A 25,020-nucleotide genomic window follows, 5' to 3' on the forward strand; every position below is an offset into this window, starting at 1 on the left:
GCAGCCTTATTCATGACGGAAAAGTGAGCTCGCTTAGTTGACCTGACTGATGGCTTATATTATAATGTCAAAGTACATGTTTATATATGTATCTTTTTAAAGGTAGTCGATTGGTGTATTCGGAGGGAGGGAAAGAGAATGTCAAAAACGGTCGTTAGAAAAAACGAATCGCTTGAAGATGCTCTTCGTCGCTTCAAACGCAGTGTATCAAAGACAGGTACTTTGCAAGAAGCAAGAAAGCGCGAATTTTATGAAAAACCTAGCGTAAAGCGCAAGAAAAAGTCAGAAGCTGCTAGAAAACGCAAATTCTAAAAGAGGGTGGATTTATGAGTCTTCTTGAGCGACTTAACCAAGATATGAAGCTGTATATGAAAAGCCGTGAGAAAGACAAACTGACTGTCGTTCGAATGGTGAAAGCTTCACTTCAAAACGAAGCAATTAAGCTTAAGAAAGACAGTTTGACCGAGGATGAGGAACTTACTGTCCTATCTCGTGAACTTAAGCAACGTAAAGACTCCCTCCATGAATTTTCAAACGCTGATCGTTTAGATTTAGTAGATAAAGTTCAAAAAGAGCTGGACATTTTAGAAATTTATTTACCGAAGCAGCTTTCTGAAGAAGAGCTGCAGACAATTGTAAATGAAACCATCGCTGAAGTCGGTGCGAGCTCCAAAGCGGACATGGGCAAAGTGATGAGTGCTATTATGCCTAAAGTAAAAGGTAAAGCTGACGGCAGCGTAATTAACAGACTTGTCAGCAGTCAATTATCTTAATTGACAAGAAAAAAGACATCTTTCCTAGAGAGATGTCTTTTTTTATACATAAAAAAATGAAACTAAAGTACATTTGTTACGTATATAAAGAAGAACGAAACGGGAAGGAGGGTATATTGGCCTTGTTCCGAAAAAAAACCGGAATTGCTGTTGCTCTATTGGGCTTATTTGTATTATCTTTATTAGGGGTTCAATTGAACGCGAAAGCTGATCACCCATCGGTTTATGTCATCCCGGTTGAGAAAAATGTCGAACAGGGGCTCGCCTCGTTTTTATCGCGTTCTTTCAAAGAAGCGAAGGAGTCCGGCGCGTCACACATTATTCTTGACATCAATACACCGGGAGGCGCCGTTCAATCAGCCTTGGATATTGCGGATATCATCGGCCGCGCGGATTTGCCTGTTACCGCTTACGTTAATAAACGGGCGCTTTCTGCCGGAGCGTATATAGCGCTTCAGGCAGATGAAATCTATATGGCGCCGGGCGGAAAAATGGGTGCCGCAGCCATCATCGACGGAAAAGGAAACGCGGCGGACAAAAAGGCTCAATCACTGTGGCATGCAGAAATGGAGGACGCAGCGGTTAAAAACAACCGAAATCCGAAATACGCCCTGGCCATGGCAGATCCCGCCATCAATGCAAAGGAAGCGGGCGCCCCAAAGGGAAAACTGCTGACACTGACAGCTGAAAAAGCCAAGGAAGTCGGATATTCGGAGGGCACGGTTTCAGACCTCGATGCTTTATATACAAAGATCGGTTTTGACAGAGCGGATGTTCACCATGCAAAAGAAGGTTTTGTCGGCAAATTGGGCAGATGGCTGACAAATCCGTTTGTTGTCCCCGTCTTATTAACGCTTGCTTTGCTTGGTTTGACCATTGAATTGTTCTCGCCGGGCCTCGGAATACCGGGTGCTGTCGGACTGACGGCCATGCTGCTGTTTTTCACCGGGCATATCGCTGCCGGATTCGCCGGCTATGACAGCGTATTCTTATTTTGCGCGGGCTTGGTTTTTATCCTTTTAGAGATATTTCTGCCCGGAGGCATAATCGGTCTTATCGGTATTGCAGGCGTCATCGCGAGCCTCTTTCTCGCTGCGGGCAGCTTTACCGTAATGGCGGTTTCTCTCTTGATCGCCATTGCTGTGTCTATTACAGCCTTTATCATATTAACAAGGGTGTTGGGGAAACGAATGAAATTCTTTAAAAAATTAATATTAACTGATTCAACAAGCACGGAGAGCGGTTATGTTTCAAATCAGAACCGGACGGAGCTGTTGGGGAAAGTCGGCATTACCGCTACAGCCCTCAGACCGTCAGGCACCGTCATTATTGATGATGAACGTCTGGATGTCGTCTCGGAAGGATCGTTCACTGAAAAAGACAGACAGGTGAAAGTAGTGAAAGCGGAAGGCTCACGCATTGTCGTGAGAGAAATATAGATGATAACCTTGAGGAGGAATTAGATGGAACTGTCAAGTTTGGCGATTTTAGCAATAGTTGCAGCTGCCATAATCGTGTTAGCCATATTCTTCACCTTTGTACCGGTGATGCTATGGATTTCGGCGCTTGCGGCAGGAGTCAGAATCAGCATTTTCACTTTAGTCGGAATGAGGCTGCGGCGCGTCATACCAAGCCGCGTTGTCAATCCGTTAATTAAAGCGCACAAAGCCGGCCTATCCGCAACAACAAATCAGCTCGAAAGCCATTATCTGGCCGGTGGTAATGTTGACAGGGTGGTCAATGCCCTGATTGCGGCACAGCGCGCCAATATTGAGCTGACATTTGAACGCTGCGCAGCCATTGACCTGGCCGGGCGCGACGTATTGGAAGCCGTGCAGATGAGCGTCAATCCGAAGGTCATTGAAACACCGTTTATCGCGGGTGTCGCCATGGACGGAATTGAAGTAAAAGCAAAAGCCAGAATCACCGTAAGAGCCAATATCGAGCGCCTTGTCGGAGGAGCGGGAGAAGAGACGGTTGTCGCCCGTGTCGGAGAAGGGATTGTCTCGACAATCGGTTCCTCGGGTAATCATAAAAAAGTGCTTGAAAACCCTGATATGATTTCGCAGACCGTACTTGGCAAAGGGCTGGATTCAGGCACCGCCTTTGAAATTCTTTCGATTGACATCGCCGACGTTGATATCGGCAAAAACATCGGAGCGATTCTTCAGACGGATCAAGCAGAAGCAGACAAAAACATTGCGCAGGCCAAAGCCGAAGAGCGCCGCGCCATGGCGGTCGCCCAAGAGCAGGAAATGCGCGCTCGCGTAGAAGAAATGCGTGCAAAAGTCGTGGAAGCAGAAGCCGAAGTGCCGCTTGCGATGGCAGAAGCGCTGCGTGAAGGAAACATCGGCGTCATGGACTATATGAACATAAAAAATATCGACGCGGATACGGACATGAGGGATTCTATCGGCAAGCTGACGAATGACCAGCAAGATGAAGACCAACAATAACCTCTCTATTAAGGAGGGAGCCGCTATATGCACGAAATTCTGACAAATCCGCTCGTCATTGCCGCCGTCATCGGCATTATATCGGCAATATTCGGCAAGAAAAACAAAGATGAAAAACGGCCGCCGGGTACACGCCCCGAAAATCAGACAAAAAAGCAGGATCAAAAACAGCCGCAGAAAGAGCATAAGCCGGAAGCGGAAGAATTGCCTGCCGTTTCAGAAGAGAACCCTTTTGAGAAAAAAAGAAGGGAAGCTGAAAAGCGCCTGGCGGAGACGGAGCAGATGTTTAACGGGCTTGAACATAAGCTGACATCTCAACGCGCACGAAACGCGTCTCTGAAGAAATCAGCCCTCAAAATAAATAAAGAAACTGCGGTTCAAGGCATTATATTCAGTGAGGTTTTGGGTCCGCCCCGTGCAAAAAAACCGCACCGGACCATGCGGAGCATCGGTAAAAAATAAAGTGTTAGAACCCCTTTTCAAATCATACATATGAGATGAAAGGGGGTTCTTTTTTTATGGGGCAAAGAAAGAATCGTGTAAAGGCATGGCTGACAAGAGCATTGGAAATTCCCCCGGACGTTATGATGGATCTGCCTCGGATTACGATGGTCGGCAGACTTCATATCTACATAGAGAATCACAGAGGCCTCCTGCTGTTCAGCGAAGAAGAAGTCAGGCTGATGCTCAAGCAGGGGCAATGTATCATATCAGGAAAAAACTTGGTCATTAAGGCAATCCTTCCTGAAGAAATTCTTTTGGAAGGCACGATAGATCACGTACGATATGTCGATTCATAAAGCCGGGGGGAAATAATGTGAAAAACAAATGGCTGTCATTTTTTTCGGGTAAAGTCCAAATGGAAGTCAAAGGAAAAGGGATTGAACGGCTGCTGAATGAATGCACGAGAAACGGAATCGCCATCTTTGCGGTGAAAAAAAAGCAAGACTGTGTTCTGCTGATGATTCAGCTTCAAGATGTACATGCTTTCAGAAGAGTCATCAGAAAACATGAATGCAAAGCAAGCTTTACAAAAAGAAAGGGTCTTCCCTTTCTGCTTCTCAAATCAAAATTAAACCTGGGCTTCACTGCGGGGTTTGTGATGTTTTTTGTTATATTGTTTCTTTTGTCCAACATGATTTGGGACATTGATATTAAAGGGGCCAAGCCCGAAACCGAGCATCAGATGGTAAAGCACCTTGAAGAAATAGGTGTGAAAAAAGGCCGTTTGCAATTTTTAATGATGACGCCGGAGAAAATTCAAAAATCATTAACAAACGGCATTGATAATATTACGTGGGTCGGTGTGGAATTGAACGGGACAGCCCTTCATATGAAAGTGGTCGAAAAAAACGAACCGACAAAAGAAAAGTACGTGAGCCCCCGCCATATCGTTGCCAAAAAGAAGGCGGTCATCAAAAGGATGTTCGTGCAAAAGGGGCAGCCGATGGCTTTTGTGAACGATCATGTTGACAAAGGACAGCTTCTCGTCTCAGGACTGATCGGAAATGAAGACCGGAAAGTCGCCTCAAAAGCGGAAATTTACGGAGAAACATGGTACAAGTCAGAAGTAACCGTGCCTCTTGAAACATCATTTACGCTATATACGGGTAAAGTAAGGACGAAGCACAAGCTGTCTTTCGGATCATGGGGCGTGCCTTTTTGGGGCTTTGAATTTAATGAGGAGCCGCTGAAACATCCGAAAACAGAGGAAGAAAAGCACCCGTTTCAATTTCTGGGGATGAAGCTTCCGATTTCTTACGTTCAAGAACAGACAAGAGAAAGTGAAACAACCGTGCGGACTTATACGAAAGGCGAAGCGGTTCAGGCCGGTATCAAAATGGGAAGACAAGATATAGAAAAGCGATTAAACGGCAGCGGAGAGGTGGAAAGTGAAAAAGTTTTGCACCAATCCGTTGAGAATGGTAAAGTAAAGTTGATTATTCTCTACCAAGTTATAGAAGATATCGTTCAAACCACACCTATTGTTCAGGGAGACTAAAGAATGGCAGAACATTTACTTGCGATTAATCACAAACTGAAAAGCCCGGACGAAGCACTTTCTTTGTTCGGCAGCCAAGATGCCTTTTTACATTTAATGGAGAAGGATCTGGGCATTAGCCTCATCACGCGCGGTGAAACCATTTACGTTTCCGGGAATGATGAAACATTTGAGATCGCTGACAGATTATTGGGCTCGCTCCTTACTTTAATTCGCAAGGGGATCGAGATTTCGGAACGTGATGTGCTGTATGCCGTGAAAATGGCAAAAAAAGATGAACTGGACTATTTTGAAAGCATGTATGAAGAGGAAATAACGAAAACGGCAAAAGGCAAACCGATCCGTGTCAAAACCCTCGGCCAAAGAGAATATGTGGCGGCGATGAAGAAAAACGACATGGTGTTCGGCATCGGGCCGGCGGGAACCGGCAAAACTTATTTGGCGGTCGTAAAAGCGGTGCATGCTTTAAAAAACGGCCACATTAAAAAAATCATTTTAACAAGACCCGCTGTGGAAGCCGGCGAGAGCCTCGGCTTTCTGCCCGGAGATTTAAAGGAAAAAGTAGATCCTTATCTGCGCCCGCTGTATGACGCGCTCCATGATGTGCTCGGAAGCGACCATACGGAGCGTCTTATGGAAAGAGGGGTTATTGAAATCGCCCCGCTTGCCTATATGAGAGGGCGGACGCTTGACGACGCGTATGTGATTCTTGATGAAGCCCAGAATACCACTCCCGCTCAAATGAAAATGTTTTTGACGAGATTGGGTTTTGGCTCTAAAATGATCATTACGGGCGACGTAAGCCAAATTGACCTGCCGAAAGGCGTCACATCGGGACTTGCAGTAGCGAAGGATATGCTGAAGGACATAAACGGCATCTCCGTGATTGAACTTGACCAGACAGATGTGGTCAGGCATCCGCTTGTTGCAAAAATTATTGAAGCTTATGATAAGCAAAAGTAATGCAAAAATGACCCGATCTCCCGTTATCGGGTCATTTTTATATGATGTGTTCCTGATGTTTCAGGGAGGAGGTTCTTGTTTTGAAAAAGAAGGGAAAGGGCAAAAGCGCCCGGGAACGGTTCCGCAGTTTCAGACATGCCCGCTCAGCCCATGTGCTGCTGTACCTGCTGCTTTCAGCGATCATGTTTGGTTTGCTCTTTATTCATGTAAAACCTGAATCACTTAATTTGGATTTGTTTTCAGTCAGTGATAAGACGATTTACGCGCCCGCCACAGTGGAAGATCAGCAGGCGACGGAATCGAAAAAACAGGCGGCCGAAGATGCGGTGGAAGATCAATACACCCTGAAAAAAGGCTATACCGACAACCGGCTTGACCTGATCACTTCCATTTTTGACAGCATCGGCGAAGTGAAAAAAGATGCGGAAAAAGACAAAAAGTCACCTTCGGAAAAATCATTGGTCAAATCGGTGAAAAACAAGCTGACACAGGATGTCAATGAATCTGTCTCGGAAGATGCCATTAAATCGCTTCTCCATGCAAACAATGAAGATTTCTCATTTGTGAGGGATTCCGTCATTACCGCGGTGAATACGGTGATGAGCAGTGAAATTCCTTCTGAAAAGCTTGCCGAAGCGAAGGATAAGGTCGCAAAAGAGCTGAAAAGCGCTTCTGTGCCGTCAAAATATTTAGCGGCTGCGACTGAAATCGGAAAATACGCGGTCATCCCGAATTACGTATTTGATCCGAAAGCGACGGATGAAAAACGCCAGGAAGCGTCAGACAGCGTCCAGCCGGTACAGATCAAACAGGGACAGGTTCTCGTGGAAGAGAATGACCTGATCGACCGGGAAGTATACAGGAAGCTTGAACTGACGGGGCTTTTGAATAATTCCAACCTGTTAAAGCCGATCAGCGGTCTGCTTCTGATGATCGGGCTGTTTATCGCCACGCTTGTCTACTATTTTGAGAAACAGCAGCAGGAGCTTAAGCTGAAAAATAAATCTCTTTTGCTGTTTTCTATCATTACAACGCTTATTCTCGTCATTATGGAAGTCGTCAGTCTCTTTCAGAAGATTGAATACACCAATATCGGCTATCTTGTGCCGATCGCCGCCGGCGCGATTTTAATCAGGCTGCTGCTCAATGAAAGGCTCGCCATTTTGGGAAGCATCATTCTGGCGATCTGCGGCAGTATGATGTTTAATCAGGGTGTGACGGGAACATTTAATTACGTCATCGGCATTTACTATTTAATCAGCAGCATTTCAGGCATTCTGTTTTTGGGGAAACATAATGCGAGATCAAAAATATTGCAGGCGGGACTGTTCGTCTCATTTATTAATATGATTATCGTGCTGTCGCTTTTATTAATACAAAATACGGCGCTGTCACCTGTTGAAATCGGAACGCTGATGCTGATGGGGGTCGTCTCGGGACTTGCTTCATCCGTTTTGATTATCGGTCTGATGCCGTTTTTTGAGACGGGATTCGGCATTCTTTCAACGATGAGGCTGATTGAACTGTCTAATCCGAATCATCCCCTGCTTCGAAAGATTTTAACGGAAACACCCGGTACATATCATCACAGCGTCATGGTGGCAAATCTGTCGGAAGCGGCTTGTGAAGCCGTAGGGGCAAACGGTCTTTTAGCACGGGTCGGAGCGTATTATCACGATCTCGGCAAAACGAAACGTCCGCAATATTTTATTGAAAATCAGATGAATATGGAAAATCCGCATGACAAGCTGTCTCCTCAGCTCAGCAAAAATATCATTATCGCACATACGACAGACGGTGCGAATATGCTCAGAAGCTATAAGTTTCCGAAAGAGCTTGTGGATATCGCGGAGCAGCATCACGGAACGTCCCTTTTAAAATTCTTTTATTATAAAGCGAAAGAAAAGGGCGACCAGATTACAGAGAAAGAGTTCCGCTACCCGGGGCCGAAGCCGCAATCGAAAGAAGCGGCTATTATCTCAGTGGCCGACAGCGTTGAAGCCGCCGTCCGTTCCATGCATAATCCCAATCCCGAGCGGATCGAAAAACTGGTGCGGGGAATTATATCCGATAAGCTTCAGGACGGACAATTCTCAGAATGTGATCTCACGTTCCGAGAACTGGATACGATCGCCAAAACGCTATGTGCGACTTTAAAAGGAATTTTCCACTCCCGGATTGAATATCCGGAGGCTACGAAGAAGGTGAAATAAATGGGTTTACTCATAGATATTGTTGATGAAACGAACAGCGTCTCAGCTGATGCGCTCCAAGAAGTGGAGAAGCTGCTCCAATTCGCGGCGGAAAAAGAAGGCGTTCAGGATCAGGCTGAAGTATCGGTCACGATTGTGACAAATGAAGAAATCAGAGAAATCAACAGAGACTACCGGGGAAAAGACACTCCGACTGACGTCATTTCGTTTGCGCTTGAAGAAGAAGGCGAAGACGAGGTGGAAATCGTAGGCGCCGACATGCCGCCTGTTTTAGGAGATATTATCATCAGCGCAGACAGAACGAAAGAGCAGGCGGAAGAGTACGGCCATTCGTTTATGAGAGAGCTCGGTTTTCTGGCCGTGCACGGCTTTTTGCATTTGCTTGGCTATGATCACATGACAAAAGAAGAAGAGGAAGAAATGTTTTCAAAGCAAAAGGATTTGCTGGATGAGTATGGACTCACGAGATCATAAAAACGAGTGGAGCAGGTTCCTGAAGAGCTTTGTCCATGCATGGAGGGGAATCTGGAAAACGGCGCGGTCAGAGCGGAATTTTCAATTTCATATTACCGCGGCCTGCGCCGTTATCGTTTGCGGTTTTCTCACCGGGCTGAGCACAGCCGAATGGGCCGTTGTTTTGGTGCTGATCGGAGGGATGCTTGCTTTGGAGCTTTTAAATACGGCGATAGAGCATGTTGTGGATTTAGTTACTGATCAGTATCACCCGCTCGCAAAAGCGGCAAAGGACGCGGCCGCCGGAGCCGTTTGCGTCTTTGCCGTGATATCGTGTATCATTGGTTTACTCATCTTCCTGCCGAAGATATGTTAGCAGAAGATTCTTACAATTATTTTACATTGCCAAAAATGGGCGTGAAAAACCGATCATAATTATGTAAAATAAAAGTGACAGCGGTATCATACAGGATAAAGGTAAGAGAGGAATTAAGTACACATGAACAGACAAGAATTGATTGCAGAAGCATTAAAAGCACGGGACACAGCGTATGTGCCGTATTCAAATTTCAGAGTGGGAGCCGCTCTTCTTACCAAAGACGGAAAAGTGTACAGAGGCTGCAACATTGAAAATGCGGCATACAGCATGTGCAACTGTGCTGAACGCACGGCGATATTCAAAGCTGTTTCCGAGGGGGATACGGAATTTGCGATGCTCGCCGTGGCTGCGGATACTCCGGGACCGGTTTCGCCGTGCGGAGCCTGCAGACAAGTAATTTCCGAGCTGTGCTCAAAGGATATGCTTGTTATTCTGACCAACTTACAAGGACAAATAAAAGAAATGACTGCGGAAGAATTATTGCCGGGCGCATTTTCATCGGAGGATTTACATGACGAACGAAAGCTTTAAATCAGGATTTGTATCTATCATCGGAAGACCGAACGTAGGCAAGTCTACCTTTTTAAACAGGGTCATCGGTCAAAAGATCGCCATCATGAGCGACAAACCCCAGACGACAAGAAATAAAGTCCAAGGGGTGCTGACAACCGGCACGTCGCAGACTATTTTTATTGATACACCGGGCATTCACAAACCGAAGCACAAGCTTGGCGACTTTATGATGAAAGTGGCGCAGAATACGCTGAAAGAAGTTGACTTGGTGTTATTTATGATCAACGCCGAAGAAGGGTACGGAAAGGGCGACGAGTTTATCATTGAAAAGCTCGGACAGACGTCCACGCCGGTCTTTCTGATCGTAAACAAAATTGATAAGATCCACCCTGACCAGCTGCTTCTTTTAATTGATGAGTACCGTGCGCGCTATCCGTTTAAAGAAATCGTGCCGATCTCAGCTTTGGAAGGGAACAACGTCGAAACCCTTCTCGCGCAGGTTGAAGCGTATTTACCGGAAGGGCCTCAATTCTATCCGAGCGATCAGGTGACTGACCATCCCGAGCGGTTCATTATTTCTGAACTGATCAGGGAAAAGGTGCTCCATCTGACAAGGGAAGAAGTGCCGCACAGCATCGCTGTCGCTATCGAGTCCATTAAAGGGCAGGAAAACGGCTCCGTCCATGTCGCCGCCACCATTGTAGTTGAGCGGGATTCTCAAAAAGGCATCGTCATCGGGAAAAAAGGAGCGCTTCTGAAAGAAGTCGGCAAAAGAGCGCGGGCTGATATTGAAGCGCTGCTGGGTTCACGCGTTTACCTCGAATTATGGGTGAAAGTGCAGAAGGACTGGCGGAATAAAATGTCTCAGCTGCGTGATTTCGGCTTCAAAGAGGATGAATATTAATTCATCTAAAGCGCATGCCTGATGTGTGGGATTACCTCACAGAAACAGGGCTTCGTTAGCAAAATTTGTTTAACATGAAAAGGAGGACATCAGGTCAAGATAAGGGTAAGAATTTGGATTGGCAAGCTAGTTTAATGATGAAAGGTGGGTTTTTTGTGTTGAATTTTACCTGGAACGTATTTTCTCAAACAGGAAGTGTTGATACGTACCTTCTTTTTAAAGAACTGGAAAAAGAGAACCTGGAAAGACCCGAAGAACCGGAAGATGAGCTAGCCCGAATTGATTTTCCAATTTTGTAAACCTCTTGGCCCCTCCCGTTGTTGGAAGGTGCGGAAATGCTGACTAAATGTGAAGGAATCGTGCTCCGTACGAATGACTACGGGGAGACGAATAAAATCGTGACATTGCTGACGAGGGAACACGGCAAAATCGGCGTCATGGCAAGGGGCGCCAGGAAGTCAGCCAGCCGGCTGTCAGCAGTCAGCCAGCCGTTTTTGTACGGGTCATTTTTAATGCAAAGAACATCCGGACTCGGCACGCTCCAGCAGGGTGAAATGATTCTCAGCATGAGAACGATCAGAGAAGATTTATTTTTGACGGCGTATGCCGCTTTTATCGCTGAACTCACTGACAAAGGAACGGAAGAGAAGAAACCGAACCCCTATTTATTCGAATTGATTCTCGAATCCTTTAAGAGGCTGAATGACGGGACTGACCCGGACGTGATCACATTCATCGTGCAGATGAAAATGCTCGGCGTCATGGGGCTGTATCCGGAGCTGAATCATTGTGTCCACTGCAAAAGCGGGGAAGGGACGTTTCATTTTTCGATAAGAGATAACGGTTTTATCTGCCACCGCTGCTTTGAAAAGGATCCGTACAGAGTTCCGATTTCGCCGCAAACGGCAAGGCTGCTAAGGCTTTTTTATTACTTTGATATCGGAAGGCTCGGCAGCGTCTCGTTAAAACAGGAAACCAAAAACGAAATTAAACAGGTCATTGATCTGTATTACGAGGAATATTCAGGACTTTATTTAAAGTCAAAACGGTTTTTAGACCAGATGGAAAGCATGAAGAACCTTTTGGATGAAAACAAAAGTTGACATTCTGCCCATCTTTTTATATGATCATTTATTATAAAATATGTTGCAGTGACAGAAAGAAGTACTTGCGTCCAACTCATACAAGCGACCTTAGGACAGTGTAAGCTAAGGATGAGCGCGCAACGAAAGGCATTCTCGAGCAACCCTTTAAAAAGAGGCTGAGTGATTCACATCCTCAGCAACTAGGGTGGAACCGCGGGAGAACTCTCGTCCCTATGTTTGCGGCCGGCAAGCATAGAGACGGGAGTTTTTTGGTTGCCGCCGCACTTGTAAAAGAATGGAGAAAGTGGAGGTGCTTGAAATGAACATTCAAGATATGATTTTAACCTTGCAGAAGCACTGGTCGAATGAAGGCTGTGTGCTCATGCAGTCGTATGATGTGGAGAAAGGCGCAGGCACAATGAGCCCGTATACATTTTTACGAAGCATCGGGCCGGAGCCGTGGAGAGTGGCTTACGTTGAGCCGTCCAGACGGCCTGCGGACGGACGGTACGGTGAAAACCCGAACAGGCTCTATCAGCATCACCAATTCCAAGTCATTATCAAGCCGTCGCCTGATAACATTCAAGAGCTTTACCTTGATTCATTGCGTGCGCTCGGCATTGACCCGCTTGAACATGATATCCGTTTCGTAGAAGACAACTGGGAAAACCCGTCTTTAGGCTGTGCAGGTCTCGGCTGGGAAGTATGGCTTGACGGGATGGAAATTACTCAGTTTACATATTTCCAGCAGGTGGGCGGAATTGAATGTAAGCCGGTGTCCGTTGAGATCACATATGGTATTGAACGTCTCGCGTCATATATTCAGGATAAAGAAAACGTCTTTGATCTTGAATGGACGTCAGGATTTACTGTGAAAGATTTATTTATGATGGCTGAATATGAGCATTCCGTTTATACTTTTGAAACATCTGACGTGGATATGCTTTTCCATTTGTTCAGCACCTATGAAAAAGAAGCGATCAGACAAATGGATAACGGGCTTGTGCATCCGGCCTATGATTATGTGCTGAAATGCTCTCACACATTTAATCTGCTTGATGCAAAAGGCGCGATCTCTGTGACAGAGCGGACGGGTTATATCGGCCGTGTCCGCAACTTAGCGAGAAAAGTGGCAAAAACGTATTATGAAGAACGGGAAAAATTAGGGTTCCCAATGCTTAAAGAGGAGGGCTCTTCCCATGAGTAAACAAGACTTGCTTTTAGAGATCGGACTCGAGGAAATGCCGGCGCGGTTTTTACATGACAGCATGGTGCAGCTCGGTGAAAAGCTGACCGGCTGGCTTGCTGAAAAAAATATCGCCCACGGCGAAGTGAAACTTTTTAATACGCCGAGACGTCTGGCAGTATATATAAAAGACGTAGCAGAAAAACAGGCTGATATTCAGGAAGAAGCAAAAGGCCCTGCGAAAAAAATCGCTCTGGATGCTGACGGAAACTGGACAAAAGCCGCTATCGGATTTTCAAAAGGCCAAGGCGCCGGAGTGGATGACCTGTATATAAAAGATGTAAACGGCACGGAATATGTCTTCGTTCAAAAATTCCAGGCGGGACAAGAGACGAAGACACTTTTACCGCAGCTGGAAAATTTGATTGCCGGAATGCATTTTCCGAAAAACATGCGCTGGGGCACGCAGGATCTGCGCTATATCCGTCCGATCAAATGGATTGCCGCCCTCTTTGGAAAAGACGTCATTCCGTTTGAAATCACAAATGTCAAGACGGGCCGGAACACGCAGGGACACCGCTTTCTCGGCCAAGAAGTATCTGTTGATGCGCCGTCATCATACGAAAAGCTGCTGAAAGAACAAAGCGTCATTGCTGACCCGAAAGAACGCAAACAAATGATCCAAAGCCAGCTGGATGCGCTTGCGGCCAAGAAGAAATGGAACATTCCGGTCGATGAGGATCTGCTGAACGAAGTCAACCATCTGGTGGAATATCCGACGGCGCTTTACGGATCTTTTGAATCCGAGTTTCTTTCTATCCCTGAAGAAGTGCTTGTGACAACAATGAAAGAGCATCAGCGCTACTTCCCGGTAAAAGATGAAAACGGGAATCTGCTTCCTCATTTTATTACGGTGCGAAACGGGAACAGCCATGCAATTGAAAATGTTGCCCGCGGAAACGAGAAAGTGCTGAGAGCAAGGCTTTCAGATGCTGCGTTCTTCTACAAAGAAGACCAAAAGCTGAACATTGATGAAAACGTGAAGAAATTGGAAAATATCGTTTTCCATGAAGAGCTCGGCTCCCTTGGAGATAAAGTAAGAAGAGCGGTCACCATTGCGGGCAAACTTGCCGTCCGCCTGAAAGCGGATGAACAGACGCAAAAACTTGTGAAGCGCGCCGCAGAGATTTCTAAATTTGACCTGGTTACACATATGATCTATGAGTTCCCAGAGCTTCAAGGCGTGATGGGAGAAAAATATGCGCGCATGCTCGGTGAAGATGATGCCGTCGCTGCCGCTGTCAATGAGCACTATATGCCGAGAGCGGCCGGGGGAGAAGTGCCTTCAACCTTTATCGGCGCGGTCGTGGCGTTAGCTGATAAACTGGACACGATTGCTTCCTTCTTCAGCATTGACGTAATTCCGACAGGTTCTCAGGATCCGTACGGATTGCGCCGTCAGGCAAGCGGCATTGTTTCCATTCTGATCGACCGCAACTGGGGCATTTCTTTTAAAGAACTGCTGTCGTTGACAGAAACGGAAAAAGAGAATGAGCTCCTTGATTTCTTTACACAGCGTCTGAAATACGTCTTAAACGCTGAAGACATCCGTCATGACGTTATTGATGCCGTTCTGGACAGCACAGAGCTTGAGCCGTATGCAGCCGTTCATAAGGCAAGAGTGCTTGAGAAGCACCTCGGCACACCCGGCTTTAAAGAAACGGCTGAATCACTCGGCCGGGTTATCTCCATCAGTAAAAAAGGCGAGAGCCGCGATATCAAGCCGGATCTGTTTGAAAATGAACAGGAGAAAAAGCTGTTTGACGCTTATGAAAAAACAAAAGACAGTGTCGCGGAAAGCTTTGCCTCCAAAAACTATGAACAGGCGCTTGCCGTGCTCAGCGGATTAAAAGAGCCGATCGAAGATTACTTTAATCACACGATGGTAAATGCGGACGATGAAGCATTAAAAACCAACCGTTTAGCGCAAATGACCGCTCTTGCAGATGTGATCAAGTCTTTTGCTAATATGAATCATCTTATTGTAAAATAAAGAAAAAGACGGTTGCTGTGTGATCGGCAATCGTCTTTTCCCCTTTTACATAAACATCACAGAATGAAAACATAGATAAAGAAACCCTTCCATAAAGGTGGTGAGTACGATCGAATTAAATAAACGGCAAGAACAAATTTTACAGATTGTAAAGGAAAACGGCCCGATTACCGGAGAGCATATCGCAGAACAGCTCAATTTAACGAGGGCCACGCTGCGGCCGGACTTGGCCATACTCACCATGTCAGGCTTCTTAGAGGCCCGTCCGCGGGTCGGTTATTTTTATACGGGGAAAACGGGAAATCAGCTGCTTGCGGATAAATTGAAAAAGCTGCAAGTGAAAGATTTTCAATCGATCCCTGTTGTCATCAATGAAAATGTCTCGGTATACGATGCCATCTGCACCATGTTTTTAGAAGATGTCGGCACGTTATTTGTCGTAGATCGTGATGCTGTCTTAGTCGGTGTGCTGTCACGCAAAGATTTGCTGCGGGCGAGCATCGGCCAGCAGGAACTTGCCTCAATACCGGTTCATATTATCATGACAAGAATGCCGAATATCGCCGTCTGCCGGCGTGATGATTATGTGATGGACATCGCCAAGTATTTAATTGAAAAACAGATCGATGCCCTGCCCGTTATTAAAGATACGGATAAAGGCTTTGAGGTCATCGGCCGGTTTACCAAAACGAATATGACTAAGATACTTGTCAGTTTATCAGAAAATGAAATCATATAAGCTTGAAAACTAACGGGGGGATAACATGGACAATCGCATTATTTATGTAGTATCAGACTCAGTCGGAGAAACCGCCGAACTCGTTGTAAAAGCCTCGCTCAGCCAGTTTAACGGCTCAGCCGATGATACGCATATCAGAAGAATACCTTATGTGGAAGATATCGGCACCATTAATGAAGTCGTGTCTCTCGCCAAAGCGGACGGCGGCATTATTTGTTTTACGCTCGTTGTTCCTGAAATGCGCAAATACCTGGTTGAACAAGCGGAAAAAGCGAATGTGCTGTATTACGATATTATCGGTCCGCTCATCGATAAAATGGAATCGGCTTACGGTTTGACCGCCAAATATGAACCGGGCCGCGTCCGGCAGCTTGATGAAGATTATTTCAAAAAGGTCGAGGCGATCGAGTTTGCCGTCAAATATGACGATGGCAGGGATCCAAGAGGCATTTTAAAAGCCGATATCATCCTGCTCGGAGTATCCAGAACGTCTAAAACCCCATTATCACAATATCTTGCCCATAAGCGTCTGAAAGTGGCCAATGTGCCGATCGTTCCTGAGGTCGACCCGCCGGAAGAACTGTTCAGCGTTGATCCGAAAAAATGCATCGGCTTAAAAATCAGCCCTGATAAACTGAACCATATACGTAAAGAACGGTTAAAATCTCTCGGCTTAAATGACAAAGCCATTTACGCCAATATCAACAGAATTAAAGAAGAGCTGGAGTATTTTGAGAAAATTGTGGACCGGATCGGCTGCCAAGTCGTTGACGTTTCGAATAAAGCAGTCGAAGAAACAGCGAACATCATTCATCATCTCAAAACAAAGGGCCGATAACTCAGGACGCTTTATCCTGGGTTTTTGGGTATGCAAATAGGGAATAAACAAAAAGGATGGCATCTTCGCGAAGTTTGTATTATAATAAAAAATTGTGATAAAATGTTTATTTTTAGGTTTAAGCTTCGTGTGATACGAATAAACTATTATGGGTAAGATGTCAAGAATAACTCCCGGAAATTTTTCGACAAAGCTCAAAATAGATCCGCAGTCATGGAGCATATGCGATTTCGCTTGTTTTTATGCAGGAGATTGATGGAGGGATGGAGAATTAGTCTTCTAAATGAAAAAGAAAAGACGATTTTTGTCGATGCAGACGCATGCCCCGTAAAAGAGGAAATAATGCTCATTGCATCGCAATTCAGCGTTCGGGTTATTTTCGTCGCATCATTTGAACACTACCAGCTTTCCAGAAGCAAAGACGAGAACTGGGTATACGTTGATCCTCATAAAGAAGCGGCAGATTTATATATCGCAAACCATGTGAGATCGGGAGACGTCGTAGTCACGCAGGATATCGGTTTAGCATCTCTTTTGCTGAACAGAAATATTGCCGTCTTATCGGAAAGGGGCCGTTCTTATACTGAAGACACGATTGACTTCGCTCTGATGAGCCGTCATATGTCAGGCAAAATGAGGAGAAGCGGCATTCATTCCAAAGGACCTAAAAAATTAAATAAAGAAGATCGGAATCGATTTGTTACCCTGCTTAAAAAAATCCTGTCGAATGATGAAGGGATTTCAAATCAAAACATCGAATAATGTACGACGGAGTGTTATAAGATGGGAAACCGCATACCAGATGAAGTAGTTAATCAGGTGCAGCAGTCAGCAGACATTGTTGAAGTCATAGGTGATTATGTCCAATTGAAAAAGCAAGGCCGCAACTACTTTGGGCTCTGTCCGTTTCACGGGGAAAACACGCCCTCGTTTTCCGTCTCCAGCGATAAGCAGATCTTTCATTGCTTCGGATGCGGAGCGGGCGGGAACGTTTTCTCTTTCTTACGGCAGATGGAAGGCTATTCATTTACGGAAGCTGTTTCTCACCTTGCGGATAAATATCAGATTGATTTCCCTGATGATATAACGATTCACTCTGCATCCAGGCCTGAATCTTCCGGAGAGCAGAAGATGGCGGAAGCCCACGAGCTTCTGAAGAAATTTTACCATCATTTGCTAATAAATACAAAGGAAGGCCAGGAAGCGTTAGATTACCTTTTATCAAGGGGTTTTACGAAAGAGCTCATAGATGAGTTTGAAATCGGCTACGCGCTGGATTCCTGGGATTTCATGACGAAATTCTTGAAAAAGCGCGGTTTTGAGGAAGAAATGATGGAAAAAGCGGGTCTGCTGATCAGAAGGGAAGACGGCAGCGGGTATTTTGACCGTTTCAGAAACAGAATTATGTTTCCCATTCATGATCACCACGGAACCGTGGCGGCTTTTTCAGGAAGGGCGCTCGGAAGCCAGCAGCCGAAGTATATGAACAGCCCGGAAACGCCGCTGTTTCATAAATCTAAGCTGCTGTATAACTTTCATAAGGCGCGCCTGCCGATCAGGAAAGAGGAGAGAGCCGTTCTGTTTGAAGGCTTCGCTGACGTCATATCCGCCGTCAGCTCAGGCGTAAAAGAAAGTATCGCCACAATGGGGACGTCGCTCACCGAAGAGCATGTGAAAATCCTCAGAAGAAATGTTCAGGAGGTCATTCTCTGTTACGATTCGGATAAAGCCGGATACGAAGCTACGCTGAAAGCGGCCGGCCTGCTCCAGAAAGCCGATTGTAAGGTAAGAGTAAGCATGCTGCCTGACGGGCTTGATCCTGATGATTATATCAGAACCCGGGGCGGAGAAAAATTCCGGACCGATATCATTGATGCAAGCGTTACGGTCATGGCTTTTAAAATGCAATATTTCCGCAAAGGGAAAAACTTATCTGACGAAGGAGACCGGCTCGCTTATATGAAAGAAGTGCTGAAAGAAATCAGCGCTCTTTCCGGGTCGCTTGAGCAGGAAATGTATGTGAAGCAGCTCGCCTCAGAATTTTCTCTTTCGGTAGAATCTTTGACGGAACAGCTTTCCATCTACGCCAGACAAAACGCCCCCGGCGACAAAAACGCCGAACCGCAGACAAGACGGGCCCGGGTGACGACAAAAGCGAAACGGCGCCGTCTCCGTCCCGCCTATGAGAACGCGGAAAGACTTCTGCTCGCTCATATGCTGAGAGACCGAAACGTCATCAAGAAAGTGATTGAGCGTGTCGGCTTTGAATTTAACATTGACGGACATCGTGCGCTGGCAGCATACCTGTACGCTGTTTATGAAGAGGGTGCTGACATGACGCCGCAGCATCTTATGGCGAGAATGCAGGATGAGGAAATCAGCCAGCTGCTTTCAGATATAGGGATGCTCCAAGTAAACGAGGAGCTCTCAGAGGCCGAGTTATCCGATTACGTAAAAAAAGTGTTGGATCACCGAAAATGGTCAATGATAAAGGAAAAAGAAGCAGAAAGAGCAGATGCGGAGAGGCAGAAAGACTTCGTGAAAGCTGCGTCTCTGGCTCAAGAAATTGTTGCATTGAACCGATCATTAAAGTAACAACAAATAGAGGCTTGCGTTCTGATTGGCAATGATTCCTTGCGGAGGAGCAAATAGATCGCTTAACCTCATCATGAATTGTCATTATTATCCGCAGCCCTGCATGCTGAAAAAGAGAGAAGGCTCGGGTCGGATAAGAAACATACCGCTTTTAGAATTCGTTGCAAGCTTTGGAAGGAGGGATCCATAATGGCTGATAAACAAACCCACGAAACAGAAACAGAACTTACATTAGACCAGGTAAAAGAGCAGCTTACTGAAACTGGAAAAAAACGTGGCGTTTTAACATATGAAGAAATTGCTGAACGCATGTCCAGCTTTGAAATTGAATCAGACCAAATGGATGAGTATTATGAATTTTTAGGAGAACAAGGTGTTGAATTAATTAGTGAAAATGAAGAAACGGAAGATCCTAATATTCAACAGCTTGCCAAAGCCGAAGAAGAATTTGACCTTAATGACCTCAGCGTACCGCCTGGCGTAAAGATCAATGATCCAGTCCGCATGTACCTTAAGGAAATCGGACGGGTAAATCTTCTTTCTGCTAAAGAAGAAATCACCTACGCTCAAAAAATTGAAGAGGGTGACGAGGAATCTAAACGCAGACTGGCTGAAGCAAACCTTCGTTTAGTTGTCAGCATTGCTAAACGGTATGTCGGCCGCGGCATGCTTTTCTTAGACTTGATCCAAGAAGGAAACATGGGTCTCATGAAAGCCGTCGAGAAGTTTGACTACCGTAAAGGATATAAATTCAGTACGTATGCGACTTGGTGGATCAGACAGGCGATTACACGCGCCATCGCTGACCAGGCGAGAACAATCCGTATCCCGGTTCACATGGTGGAAACCATTAATAAATTAATCCGGGTGCAGCGTCAGCTTCTTCAGGATCTTGGCAGAGAGCCGACACCGGAAGAGATTGCTGAAGACATGGATCTTACGCCTGAAAAAGTCCGTGAAATATTAAAAATTGCTCAAGAGCCAGTTTCTTTAGAAACACCGATCGGTGAAGAAGACGACTCACATCTCGGTGATTTTATCGAAGACCAGGAAGCGACATCTCCGTCGGATCATGCGGCATATGAGCTTTTAAAAGAACAGCTGGAAGATGTGCTGGATACGTTGACAGATCGTGAAGAAAACGTGCTGCGTCTCCGTTTCGGTCTGGATGACGGACGCACAAGAACTTTGGAAGAAGTCGGCAAAGTGTTTGGAGTAACGAGAGAGCGTATTCGCCAAATTGAAGCAAAAGCGCTTCGCAAATTGAGACATCCGAGCAGAAGCAAACGTCTGAAGGATTTTCTCGAATAGAATGGAACGGGTCTTTTTGATCCGTTCTTTTTTATGTATAAGATATATGGATAATATACCTTTATTTTACTGGATAAGCATATGTTTTGCAAATGAGTTTGGAAAAAATGCGGCATGTCCTGAAAGGGGGAAAATGAGACAAGTTTATTTATATTCTTTATTGTAAGCGTATACAATTCATTATACAATAGAATAAAGATAATTTTGTGGTAAGCAAAACAGTTATTTTTGCTTTTTGTATAAATTGTGAAATCAATAAAATTGCTGAGCAAGACCATTTACTTTTTGTAAAAATAAGTTAGAATTAGAAGTGTTTACATAGGGGGAGAATGAAAAAGGGGGATGGAGATATGAAGTGGAATCCGCTGATTCCTTTTTTGCTCATTGCAGTGCTGGGAATAGGGCTGACTTTCTTTTTAGCTGTAAAAGGCAATGGAGATGCGCATCAGATCGCAAGCGGCGGTGAAAGCAAAAATGCCGAGAAGGAAACTGCAAACGCTTCACCTGAAGAGATTTATAAAGCGAACTGCATCACCTGTCACGGAGAAAACTATGAAGGTGTGTCAGGGCCGAACTTAAAAGGCGTCGGCAAAAGAAAAGATGTCGCTGAGATTAAAACAAAAATTGAAAAAGGCGGCAACGGGATGCCCTCGGGCCTTGTGCCGGCCGAAAAGCTGGATGACATGGCAAAATGGGTTTCTGACATTAAATAAAGCTTTACCGGTCCCTATATAAAAGACATATGAAAAACTCTATCCGCCGCTTGGATTCCGGGCGGTTTTTTTATATGATAGTAAAGGAAAAAGAACCTGAGAAAAGTTGTGATATTGTGAATGAAATGAAGTTATCGAAAAGATTGCAGTCTGTGGCGGAATATATCCCTCCGGGTGCCCTGGTTGCTGATATCGGGTCAGACCACGCGTATCTTCCTTGCTATGCCGTTTTGAATCATTTGGCAAGCCGGGCAATCGCCGGTGAAATTACAGACGGACCGTTTCTATCCGCCAAACAGCAGGTGGAAAAACTGGACTTAAGCACTCTTATCTCCGTAAGGAAAGGTGACGGGCTGAGCGTCCTTGAAAAAGGAGAAGCCGGCGCCATTACGATCGCTGGCATGGGCGGAGCGCTGATCGCTCATATTTTGGAGTCGGGAAAAACGAAATTGACAGGGCGTGAACGGCTGATTCTGCAGCCGAATATTCATGCCGTTCATATAAGAGAGTGGCTGTATCAGGAAGGCTATGAACTGCTTGATGAAGTGATTCTCGAAGAAGACGGAAAGTGTTATGAAATCCTCGTTGCGGAAACTGGCGACCGTGATGCGCCTTATCGGGACGTGCCGATGGCTGCCGGAATGCTTGCGGGTCCGTTTTTATTAAAAGAGAGGAATGAAGTGTTTCTTCGGAAATGGAGCCAGGAACTTAAGCATACTGAACAAATTTATGAACAGATCAGCCGCAGCGCAAAGTATGAAAATCATGAAAAATTAGCTGAATTGAAAGAGCGGATTTCTCTGCTGAAGGAGGTAATCGGACATGCCTAAACATGTGAACGGACAGGAAATCATCCAGCTGTTTGAACAATTTTCACCGAAGGCTTATGCGGTGGAAGGAGATAAAATCGGACTGCAGATCGGTACATTGAATAAGCCGGTGAAAAATGTCATGGTGACACTGGATGTTTTGGAACAAACGGTAGATGAAGCCATTGAGAAAAAAGTTGACTTAATTATCGCCCACCATCCGCCGATTTTTCGGCCGCTTAAACAGATCACCACTGATCAGCCGGGCGGAAGACTGATTGAGAAATGTATAAAGCATGATATTGCCGTATATGCGGCTCATACGAATCTTGATGTAGCGGACGGCGGTGTTAACGATCTGCTTGCCGAAGCTCTCGGCCTGACAGACACTGAAGTGCTCGTCCCGACATATTCGGACCCGATGAAAAAACTTGCCGTATATGTTCCGAAAGACTATGAAGAAGCTGTAAGAACCGCACTCGGCAACGCCGGAGCGGGACATATCGGCAATTACAGCCATTGCGCGTTCTCTTCTGAGGGAATCGGGAGCTTTAAGCCGCTGGACGGGGCAGACCCGTTTATCGGACAGACGGGAGAGCTGGAACTCGTCCATGAAGTGAGACTTGAGACCGTTTTTCCGGCAAGTATGGAGAAAACCGTCGTAAAAGCGCTGAAAAAAAGCCATCCGTATGAAGAGGTGGCATATGATATTTATCCGGTGGAGCAGTCTCCGCTTGAAAAAGGCCTCGGCCGGATCGGAAAACTTCAGCAGGACATGACGCTTGAAGAGTTTGCTCTGTTTGTGAAAGAAAAGTTTGACGTTAACGGAGTCCGGATGGTCGGAGAGCGAAACAGCAAGGTGAAAAAGGTCGCGGTTCTTGGCGGCGACGGAAATAAATATATTTATCAGGCAAAGCGGAAAGGTGCAGATGTTTACGTGACGGGCGACCTTTATTTTCATGTAGCGCATGATGCGATGATGATGGGATTAAACGTCGTGGACCCGGGGCATTATGCTGAAAAGATCATGAGAAAAGGCACGGCTGAGAAGCTTACGGCAATGGCCGGAGAGAAAAACTATGACGTGCGCATTTTCGCTTCCGAAACAGATACAAACCCATTTACCTTCTTATAAAAAAACTGAGGCCCCGGGCCTCAGTTTTTTATTTTTACTTTCGGAAGAATTTTTTTGAGCGGCACACTGTGTTCAAGCTGCCATGTCGATTCATCGTTGTGGTCAAACTGTTCTAAAAAGCGGATGACTTCTTTTGTAATCGGTGTCGGTGTTGATGCGCCTGCGGTAACGGCGACGGTATTGACGTCTTTCAGCCATTCGAGCTTCAGTTCACTGATGTCTCCGATTCGGTAGGCTTTTGTTCCGGCGATTTCTTCTGACACTTGAGCCAGCCTGTTGGAGTTATTGCTTTTCGGATCGCCGACAACAATGGTTAAGTCCGCTTTTTTTGCCTGCTCTGATACAGCTTCTTGACGAACCTGTGTGGCCAGGCAGATTTCCTGATGGTATTCCACGTGCGGGTACTTTTCTTTGACTGATTCCATAATATCGTGGACGTCCCACTGGGACATTGTCGTTTGGTTTGTAACAATTAATTTCTCAGCCTGAATATCGAGATTTCTGACGTCTTCTTCTGTTTCAACGAGATGAACGATTTCAGGAGCGACGCCGACGGCTCCTTCAGGCTCGGGGTGGCCTTTTTTGCCGATGTATATGACATGATAGCCTTCAGCTTTTACTTTTCGGATTAAGTCATGTGTTTTCGTGACGTCCGGGCATGTGGCATCAATCGTAACAAGCCCTTTTTCCTCAGCGGCTTTTCTTACTTCCGGAGATACCCCGTGAGCCGTGAAAATAACGGTTCCTTTTTCCACCTGCTTTAAAATCTCCAGACGGTTTGTGCCGTCAAGCGTGTAAATGCCGTCTTCCTCAAACGCATCTGTGACATGCTTATTATGAACAATCATTCCGAGTATATATATAGGTCTTGGCAGTGTTTTATCGAGTGACGCGTTTTTGGCTATGACCATGGCATCAACAACGCCGTAACAGTAGCCGCGCGGCGATATTTTGATAACGTCCAATGTAGATGTCCTCCTATCAAAAGTGAGTGTAGAGGCAATATAAAAAGCCGTAGTTAAACGGCTCAAATCTTGCATTCTTCTGATCTCATTATAGCTAATCTTTCGTGAGATATCAAAGAATGTTAAATATATAATTTCGGCTTTGATCTGCCCGATGTTCTTTTTGGACGCGGCTGTTCCGCTGAGTCTGCCTGTGCGGCGTCTTTTTCTTTTGAAGCGGATGCTTTTTCAGACGTCTTCTTTGATGTGTTGGATGAGGCGTCTGATTTGTTTTCATCTTCTGTTTCATCTGTTTTTTCAGCTTCATCCTTTTTATCCTGTTCGTTTGTTTCTTTTGTCTCGTCAGATTCATTCTCATCATCGCTGCTGCTTAATTGGCTGTAAAGCTTCATCATGGCGGGCAGACTCCGTACTAAAGGACCGTACTGCTGAATCATCGGTGTAACCTGCTGCGCCACGCCGAGCACCTTCTGAACGTTGCCGAGCATGCTCGACAGGGATGCCGGACTTGCCAGGTTCTGTATTCCCTGCAGTCCTGCACCTGCTCCTCCGCTGGCCGCCGCCGGTGCCGACGCGGCAGCGCTTCCTCCTCCTGAACCGGGTAAAAAACGGGAAAGCATCCCTTTTAAGCCCCCTCCGCCGCCCGTGCCTGCGTTTCTCAGGCCCGCTCCGGCAATCTGCTGCTGAGGGAAAAGCTGCCGGCCCTGCTGCATCAGCTGCCGGCCCGGCAATGACGGTCTTCCTCCCATCATCATACGCGGATTCATCAACGGCCGGCCCTGCTGCGCCATATTTCTCATCGGCTGCTGTGGAAACATACTTGTACCTCCTTTCTGTCTCTCTGCTATTACAATATGCATCGGAGGGGGCATTTGCTTTTCTGTCTCGAAAACAGGATTCCCCCAAGACATGGTGTTTTTAAGTAAAATCGGTTA

General features: G+C 45.9%; 26 protein-coding genes and 1 pseudogene. 25 read left to right on the forward strand and 2 right to left on the reverse strand.

Annotation, left to right across the window (positions count from 1 at the left end):
• The first annotated feature begins 138 nt into the window (after positions 1-138).
• The 25 genes and pseudogenes from rpsU to C5I45_RS07465 all read left to right on the forward strand — a co-directional run bounded on the left by rpsU (position 139) and on the right by C5I45_RS07465 (position 23,120).
• Positions 139-312 (forward strand): 30S ribosomal protein S21, encoded by a 174-nt coding sequence (gene rpsU, locus C5I45_RS07345; RefSeq protein ID WP_003152957.1) that lies wholly within the window; start codon positions 139-141, stop codon positions 310-312.
• A 14-nt stretch (positions 313-326) separates the two neighbouring features.
• Positions 327-773, forward strand: coding sequence for a GatB/YqeY domain-containing protein (locus tag C5I45_RS07350; protein ID WP_003152958.1), 447 nt, complete (start codon positions 327-329; stop codon positions 771-773).
• Positions 774-895: 122 nt separating this feature from the next.
• Positions 896-2,212 (forward strand): NfeD family protein, encoded by a 1,317-nt coding sequence (locus tag C5I45_RS07355; RefSeq protein WP_107994588.1) that lies wholly within the window; start codon positions 896-898, stop codon positions 2,210-2,212.
• Between the two features lie 24 nt (positions 2,213-2,236).
• Positions 2,237-3,229 carry a flotillin-like protein FloA gene (floA, locus tag C5I45_RS07360; RefSeq protein ID WP_003152961.1) on the forward strand — a complete coding sequence of 331 codons (993 nt, stop codon included), beginning with the start codon at positions 2,237-2,239 and terminating at the stop codon, positions 3,227-3,229.
• A 27-nt stretch (positions 3,230-3,256) separates the two neighbouring features.
• The gene (locus C5I45_RS07365) at positions 3,257-3,691 is read left to right on the forward strand and encodes a hypothetical protein (RefSeq protein WP_014305441.1); all 435 of its coding nucleotides are present in this window, start codon (positions 3,257-3,259) and stop codon (positions 3,689-3,691) included.
• A gap of 56 nt (positions 3,692-3,747) precedes the next feature.
• Positions 3,748-4,029: a sporulation protein YqfC gene (yqfC, locus tag C5I45_RS07370; RefSeq protein WP_003152966.1), complete on the forward strand. Its 282-nt coding sequence runs from the start codon at positions 3,748-3,750 to the stop codon at positions 4,027-4,029.
• A 17-nt stretch (positions 4,030-4,046) separates the two neighbouring features.
• Positions 4,047-5,271, forward strand: a pseudogene (gene yqfD, locus C5I45_RS07375) (sporulation protein YqfD).
• Positions 5,235-6,194, forward strand: a complete 960-nt coding sequence (locus C5I45_RS07380; protein ID WP_003152970.1) for a PhoH family protein — start codon at positions 5,235-5,237, stop codon at positions 6,192-6,194. The pseudogene yqfD and the gene C5I45_RS07380 overlap by 37 nt, the downstream one beginning before the upstream one ends.
• Positions 6,195-6,274: 80 nt before the next feature.
• Positions 6,275-8,407: an HD family phosphohydrolase gene (locus C5I45_RS07385; protein ID WP_025852966.1), complete on the forward strand. Its 2,133-nt coding sequence runs from the start codon at positions 6,275-6,277 to the stop codon at positions 8,405-8,407.
• The gene (ybeY, locus tag C5I45_RS07390) at positions 8,408-8,881 is read left to right on the forward strand and encodes an rRNA maturation RNase YbeY (RefSeq protein ID WP_003152973.1); all 474 of its coding nucleotides are present in this window, start codon (positions 8,408-8,410) and stop codon (positions 8,879-8,881) included.
• Entirely contained in the window at positions 8,862-9,236 is a 375-nt protein-coding gene (locus tag C5I45_RS07395) for a diacylglycerol kinase family protein (RefSeq protein ID WP_003152974.1), read from the forward strand. The genes ybeY and C5I45_RS07395 overlap by 20 nt, the downstream gene beginning before the upstream one ends.
• Positions 9,237-9,359: 123 nt before the next feature.
• Positions 9,360-9,770: a cytidine deaminase gene (locus C5I45_RS07400; RefSeq protein ID WP_003152976.1), complete on the forward strand. Its 411-nt coding sequence runs from the start codon at positions 9,360-9,362 to the stop codon at positions 9,768-9,770.
• Complete coding sequence (gene era / locus C5I45_RS07405) at positions 9,751-10,656, forward strand: GTPase Era (RefSeq protein ID WP_003152978.1); 906 nt, start codon at positions 9,751-9,753, stop codon at positions 10,654-10,656. Before C5I45_RS07400 ends, era begins: the two co-directional genes overlap by 20 nt.
• Positions 10,657-10,811: 155 nt before the next feature.
• Positions 10,812-10,955 carry a YqzL family protein gene (locus tag C5I45_RS07410; RefSeq protein WP_007408286.1) on the forward strand — a complete coding sequence of 48 codons (144 nt, stop codon included), beginning with the start codon at positions 10,812-10,814 and terminating at the stop codon, positions 10,953-10,955.
• Positions 10,956-10,991: 36 nt separating this feature from the next.
• On the forward strand, positions 10,992-11,759 hold the full coding sequence (gene recO / locus C5I45_RS07415) for a DNA repair protein RecO (RefSeq protein WP_003152982.1): 768 nt from the start codon (positions 10,992-10,994) through the stop codon (positions 11,757-11,759).
• Positions 11,760-12,060: 301 nt separating this feature from the next.
• A complete protein-coding gene (glyQ, locus tag C5I45_RS07420) occupies positions 12,061-12,948 on the forward strand; it encodes a glycine--tRNA ligase subunit alpha (RefSeq protein ID WP_003152984.1) in 888 nt (295 codons plus the stop codon).
• On the forward strand, positions 12,941-14,980 hold the full coding sequence (glyS, locus tag C5I45_RS07425; RefSeq protein ID WP_014305438.1) for a glycine--tRNA ligase subunit beta: 2,040 nt from the start codon (positions 12,941-12,943) through the stop codon (positions 14,978-14,980). Before glyQ ends, glyS begins: the two co-directional genes overlap by 8 nt.
• 100 nt (positions 14,981-15,080) lie before the next feature.
• Complete coding sequence (gene ccpN / locus C5I45_RS07430; protein ID WP_003152989.1) at positions 15,081-15,719, forward strand: transcriptional regulator CcpN; 639 nt, start codon at positions 15,081-15,083, stop codon at positions 15,717-15,719.
• A gap of 25 nt (positions 15,720-15,744) precedes the next feature.
• A complete protein-coding gene (locus C5I45_RS07435) occupies positions 15,745-16,557 on the forward strand; it encodes a pyruvate, water dikinase regulatory protein (RefSeq protein ID WP_003152991.1) in 813 nt (270 codons plus the stop codon).
• A 255-nt stretch (positions 16,558-16,812) separates the two neighbouring features.
• Positions 16,813-17,319: a YaiI/YqxD family protein gene (locus tag C5I45_RS07440; protein ID WP_014418404.1), complete on the forward strand. Its 507-nt coding sequence runs from the start codon at positions 16,813-16,815 to the stop codon at positions 17,317-17,319.
• A 21-nt stretch (positions 17,320-17,340) separates the two neighbouring features.
• A complete protein-coding gene (gene dnaG, locus C5I45_RS07445; RefSeq protein ID WP_025852958.1) occupies positions 17,341-19,152 on the forward strand; it encodes a DNA primase in 1,812 nt (603 codons plus the stop codon).
• Positions 19,153-19,341: 189 nt separating this feature from the next.
• Positions 19,342-20,463, forward strand: coding sequence for an RNA polymerase sigma factor RpoD (gene rpoD / locus C5I45_RS07450; protein WP_003152998.1), 1,122 nt, complete (start codon positions 19,342-19,344; stop codon positions 20,461-20,463).
• Between the two features lie 350 nt (positions 20,464-20,813).
• Positions 20,814-21,176, forward strand: coding sequence for a cytochrome c550 (gene cccA / locus C5I45_RS07455; RefSeq protein WP_025852954.1), 363 nt, complete (start codon positions 20,814-20,816; stop codon positions 21,174-21,176).
• A gap of 125 nt (positions 21,177-21,301) precedes the next feature.
• A complete protein-coding gene (locus tag C5I45_RS07460; RefSeq protein ID WP_032856945.1) occupies positions 21,302-22,006 on the forward strand; it encodes a tRNA (adenine(22)-N(1))-methyltransferase in 705 nt (234 codons plus the stop codon).
• Positions 21,999-23,120: a Nif3-like dinuclear metal center hexameric protein gene (locus tag C5I45_RS07465; RefSeq protein WP_024085615.1), complete on the forward strand. Its 1,122-nt coding sequence runs from the start codon at positions 21,999-22,001 to the stop codon at positions 23,118-23,120. Before C5I45_RS07460 ends, C5I45_RS07465 begins: the two co-directional genes overlap by 8 nt.
• A 20-nt stretch (positions 23,121-23,140) precedes the next feature.
• On the opposite strand, the gene C5I45_RS07470 is transcribed toward C5I45_RS07465, so the two are convergent.
• Together C5I45_RS07470 and vrrA are read right to left on the reverse strand one after the other, a co-directional pair.
• The gene (locus C5I45_RS07470) at positions 23,141-24,085 is read right to left on the reverse strand and encodes a 4-hydroxy-3-methylbut-2-enyl diphosphate reductase (RefSeq protein WP_003153006.1); all 945 of its coding nucleotides are present in this window, start codon (positions 24,083-24,085) and stop codon (positions 23,141-23,143) included.
• Between the two features lie 122 nt (positions 24,086-24,207).
• A complete protein-coding gene (gene vrrA, locus C5I45_RS07475) occupies positions 24,208-24,903 on the reverse strand; it encodes a VrrA/YqfQ family protein (RefSeq protein ID WP_025852949.1) in 696 nt (231 codons plus the stop codon).
• Between the last annotated feature and the right edge of the window lie 117 nt (positions 24,904-25,020).

The sequence above is a fragment of the Bacillus sp. ZY-1-1 genome, from assembly GCF_003047165.1.
GTDB lineage: Bacteria > Bacillota > Bacilli > Bacillales > Bacillaceae > Bacillus > Bacillus velezensis.

What these genes read in the sequence shown, in the direction of transcription:
- rpsU (WP_003152957.1), top strand. Translation starts at nt 139, where the DNA reads ATGTCAAAAACGGTCGTTAGAAAAAACGAATCGCTTGAAGATGCTCTT.
- C5I45_RS07350 (WP_003152958.1), top strand. Translation starts at nt 327, where the DNA reads ATGAGTCTTCTTGAGCGACTTAACCAAGATATGAAGCTGTATATGAAA.
- floA (WP_003152961.1), top strand. Translation starts at nt 2,237, where the DNA reads ATGGAACTGTCAAGTTTGGCGATTTTAGCAATAGTTGCAGCTGCCATA.
- C5I45_RS07365 (WP_014305441.1), top strand. Translation starts at nt 3,257, where the DNA reads ATGCACGAAATTCTGACAAATCCGCTCGTCATTGCCGCCGTCATCGGC.
- yqfC (WP_003152966.1), top strand. Translation starts at nt 3,748, where the DNA reads ATGGGGCAAAGAAAGAATCGTGTAAAGGCATGGCTGACAAGAGCATTG.
- C5I45_RS07380 (WP_003152970.1), top strand. Translation starts at nt 5,235, where the DNA reads ATGGCAGAACATTTACTTGCGATTAATCACAAACTGAAAAGCCCGGAC.
- ybeY (WP_003152973.1), top strand. Translation starts at nt 8,408, where the DNA reads ATGGGTTTACTCATAGATATTGTTGATGAAACGAACAGCGTCTCAGCT.
- C5I45_RS07395 (WP_003152974.1), top strand. Translation starts at nt 8,862, where the DNA reads ATGGACTCACGAGATCATAAAAACGAGTGGAGCAGGTTCCTGAAGAGC.
- C5I45_RS07400 (WP_003152976.1), top strand. Translation starts at nt 9,360, where the DNA reads ATGAACAGACAAGAATTGATTGCAGAAGCATTAAAAGCACGGGACACA.
- era (WP_003152978.1), top strand. Translation starts at nt 9,751, where the DNA reads ATGACGAACGAAAGCTTTAAATCAGGATTTGTATCTATCATCGGAAGA.
- recO (WP_003152982.1), top strand. Translation starts at nt 10,992, where the DNA reads ATGCTGACTAAATGTGAAGGAATCGTGCTCCGTACGAATGACTACGGG.
- glyQ (WP_003152984.1), top strand. Translation starts at nt 12,061, where the DNA reads ATGAACATTCAAGATATGATTTTAACCTTGCAGAAGCACTGGTCGAAT.
- glyS (WP_014305438.1), top strand. Translation starts at nt 12,941, where the DNA reads ATGAGTAAACAAGACTTGCTTTTAGAGATCGGACTCGAGGAAATGCCG.
- C5I45_RS07435 (WP_003152991.1), top strand. Translation starts at nt 15,745, where the DNA reads ATGGACAATCGCATTATTTATGTAGTATCAGACTCAGTCGGAGAAACC.
- C5I45_RS07440 (WP_014418404.1), top strand. Translation starts at nt 16,813, where the DNA reads ATGGAGGGATGGAGAATTAGTCTTCTAAATGAAAAAGAAAAGACGATT.
- dnaG (WP_025852958.1), top strand. Translation starts at nt 17,341, where the DNA reads ATGGGAAACCGCATACCAGATGAAGTAGTTAATCAGGTGCAGCAGTCA.
- rpoD (WP_003152998.1), top strand. Translation starts at nt 19,342, where the DNA reads ATGGCTGATAAACAAACCCACGAAACAGAAACAGAACTTACATTAGAC.
- cccA (WP_025852954.1), top strand. Translation starts at nt 20,814, where the DNA reads ATGAAGTGGAATCCGCTGATTCCTTTTTTGCTCATTGCAGTGCTGGGA.
- C5I45_RS07460 (WP_032856945.1), top strand. Translation starts at nt 21,302, where the DNA reads ATGAAGTTATCGAAAAGATTGCAGTCTGTGGCGGAATATATCCCTCCG.
- C5I45_RS07465 (WP_024085615.1), top strand. Translation starts at nt 21,999, where the DNA reads ATGCCTAAACATGTGAACGGACAGGAAATCATCCAGCTGTTTGAACAA.
- vrrA (WP_025852949.1), bottom strand. Translation starts at nt 24,903, where the DNA reads ATGTTTCCACAGCAGCCGATGAGAAATATGGCGCAGCAGGGCCGGCCG.